3 protein-coding genes are annotated in these 3,092 nt (G+C 59.2%); 2 read left to right on the forward strand and 1 reads right to left on the reverse strand.

The window, feature by feature from the left end:
- Together PHW99_RS18485 and PHW99_RS18490 are read left to right on the forward strand one after the other, a co-directional pair.
- Nucleotides 1-836, forward strand: an 836-nt coding sequence (locus PHW99_RS18485; RefSeq protein ID WP_300181230.1) for a hypothetical protein, incomplete at its 5' end; no start/stop codon positions are given.
- Nucleotides 837-1,679: 843 nt separating this feature from the next.
- Complete coding sequence (locus PHW99_RS18490) at nt 1,680-1,961, forward strand: hypothetical protein (RefSeq protein WP_300181233.1); 282 nt, start codon at nt 1,680-1,682, stop codon at nt 1,959-1,961.
- A gap of 202 nt (nt 1,962-2,163) precedes the next feature.
- On the opposite strand, the gene PHW99_RS18495 is transcribed toward PHW99_RS18490, so the two are convergent.
- The coding region (locus PHW99_RS18495) for an FAD-dependent oxidoreductase (RefSeq protein ID WP_300181236.1) at nt 2,164-3,092 on the reverse strand (929 nt) is incomplete at its 5' end.

Genomic DNA, 3,092 nt, shown 5'->3' on the forward strand with positions numbered 1-3,092 from the left:
AGGTTCGGCTGGCGGGTGGGTTTGGCACCATTGCACAAGATCCGGCGATTGATGCCGCATCCAACAATCACGCTAAATATGTGGCTTCCAACTATTTCACATTGGTGAATGGGGGGTATCCGAATCTGGGATCGCTCTACCTCATTGATCCCAGCACTGGTCAGTTGAATGCCCACGTCGAAAACGTCACTTGGCCGTTGTTCACTGGAATTGGGCCAAAGGACCGAATCAGTGCAGCTGGAGGCCAACAGTATGCCAACGCGGGCGAGGTAATGTCTTTTAGCGCACCGCGTTCATGTGTGGGTGATTTGTTGAATTCTGTTTTCCATCGCAGTGCCTTATTGATGACATCCACACAATTTGTGGGGTTTGGCTTGCAAACGACACGCACGGTTGCACACCCGGCTGGAGCCGATGTTTGTGCCATTGAGTATGGCTTTAAAGGTCAGGGCAATACCCGGCCATCCAATTGGCTGGGGGTTTATCCCGGTCAAGGACAAACCAATGTCCCTGTTGCCATGCCAATTGGTGAGGCTCCTGATCCTGCGCCGGAAGTGCCCAATTCTTCGAAGGGTTCGCCGGTCTCAATCTACCTGAATGACAGAGTGGCAACAGTGGATTCGTTCACACTGACAGCGAACGGTTCAGCCACGTCTGTACCAGTGAAGCGGATCACAAGCGCCGATTTTCCAAACTATGTTGGCTACAGTACGGTTCACATTTTGCCCACTCAGCCGCTTGCCAAAGGCACGCTCTACAACGTGAGTTTCAAAGGTTCCTTGAGCAATGGTCAGACTGTTGGCAAGGACTGGTCATTCACGACCACCCTCAACTGAGGTCTAAAAGTGCATCAATGACAAGGGCGCCTCAAGGCGCCCTTTGTTTCTAGCAATGACTAACAGCCTCCATGGCCACACATATGTTCATGGCACCCACCCCAAGTCTGCTCTGTTGTTACCCAGTTACCTGTGCTATGGTCACAATAGGCTGTAATCATATGAGTTATCCACCCCGTGAGGGGCCATGGACCGCACCATTCAACCGATGACGAAGTAGGGTCAGGACCGGAGCATTCATACCACGGGGGTGGCGGCGTTCCACACAAATCCCCCGTCTCCCATTGACTCCCATTGCAATCCCAGGCCACCACGGTGTACCAGGGTGAACAGAACCGGCCGACCTCGATACCCGCGCAAGGAGGAGGCGGCGGTGGTGGCGGGGGCGGTGGTGGTGGAGGCGGCGGTTCAGCCCAGCAATTGTCCGCAGTCGTGTACCAGCCTCCGATGGACCACGCCCACCCGGTTGACGCGTTACACGCCAACGAACGGGCTTGCGTCATCGAGCCGTTGTACCCAGCAGGGCAAGCAATCGTTTGTGTATCGGCTGGCCGCGCTGGACAGGAAGGAGAGGCCACACAAGTTGACGACGAGTTCGACCAGCCGCCAATCGACCATCCCCACCCGGTTGACGCATCACATTTCAACGTCCGCGTCTGGGTGATGGCACCAGTTTGCCCTGATGGACACGACACGGTTTGTGTATCGGCTGGCCGGGCTGGGCAAACCGGGTTCGCGGTACACGTCCCAGCGTTTCTGGTCCAGCTACCCGATGCCTGGCAGGTATAAGTGATATTGCCCGTATAACCAGCTGCCGTATTGTTCAGAGTGACAGCAGCACCGATGGAAGAAAGTGCCACACCCGCCGATGTCGAACACGAACCCCACGCGGGAACCGACCCCGCCCCAATGGCTGGGCAATTCTTCGGATTGTTCGTGCAGGCGCTGGTATCCGCACTCAACACAGCCCCGAAATTGCTTTTGCAAATGGAGCTTTCGTACGTGGTGATAACTGTTCCGTTGTCAAACCCGTATGCAGAGCATGCCGCTGTACCCTGCTTCGGGATGGACGGGCAAGTGCACGCTGTTGCGCCATTGCTTTTACCCCTTGTGCTTGTTGCTTGACTTGGTGGTCATCGCCCTTTTGCGTGCCTTGTACTCCGCTGACAATGCCTTAGCTTTGTCGATGTCTCGTTGCTGGCCACGTTTGGTGCCGCCTCCAAACAGAACGATGAGCGTGTCGCCATCTTTGGCGAGATAGATCCGGTAACCTGGCCCCCGGTCGATGATGTATTAACCAAACACGCTCCGCAGCCCTTGCCCAACCTCACCGCCCCAACAACCCCGCCAAATCCACCCCCAAATCCCCTGCCTGCGCCAGCGTGGGTGACACCCCCGCATCCAGCAGCTTGCGCGCCAGCAGGTGGTCTTTGCTGGCGTTGACGCAGTCCACAGCCAGCAGCTTGTCACCCTTGAAGTGATAAACGCTGAACGAGCCAGCCGCCATGTCACCCCGCACCGCCCATTGGTCGGCGCCCATCGACAAGCCAGCCATTTGCAGCTTCTTGTCGTACTGGTCGCTCCAGAACCAGGGCGTGGCGGTGAAGGGTTTTTCCAAGCCCAGCAGGGCAGCGGCGGCGGATTTGCCTTGCTCGGTGGCGTTTTGTACCGACTCCAGGCGCAGCAGGCTGCCGTCGGCCAGGCGTCGCGCGGTGCAGTCGCCTGCGGCCACCATTGATCGGTCGCTGGTGCGGCCACAGGCATCGACGACGATGCCGCGGTCACATTCAAGGCCCGCGGCTTGGGCCAGCTGGTCGTTGGCGGCCACGCCAATGCCGACCACCACCAGGCCTGCGGGGTAGACCTGGCCGTCTGCCATGCGCACGCCGGTGACGGTATTGTGCGCGTCGGTTTCAATCGCGGCAATGCGCGCATCGAGCACCAGCGCTGCGCCGTGGCTGCGGTGCAGCTCGGCATACCAGTTGGACAACACCGGGGCCAGCACGCGGCCCAGCAGGCGCGGGGCGGCTTCCAGCACGGTGGTGCTCAGGCCTTTTTTGCGGGCGGTGGCGGCCACCTCCAGCCCAATGAAGCCACCGCCGATGACGATGACGGGCAGCTGCTTTTCTATGCACAGCGCCATGCGCTCGGCAATGGCGCTGGCATCATCGCGTGAGCGCAGCGCAAACACGCCTTGGGCATCACCACCGGGCAGCGGCAGGCTGCGCGGGGTGGAGCCGGTGGCCAGCACCAGGC

This window comes from Rhodoferax sp. (assembly GCF_028689305.1).
Taxonomy (GTDB): Bacteria; Pseudomonadota; Gammaproteobacteria; order Burkholderiales; family Burkholderiaceae_C; genus Rhodoferax.

Excerpts from the sequence above, each read along its gene's own strand:
- PHW99_RS18490 (WP_300181233.1), top strand. The coding sequence starts at position 1,680 with ATGGAAGAAAGTGCCACACCCGCCGATGTCGAACACGAACCCCACGCG.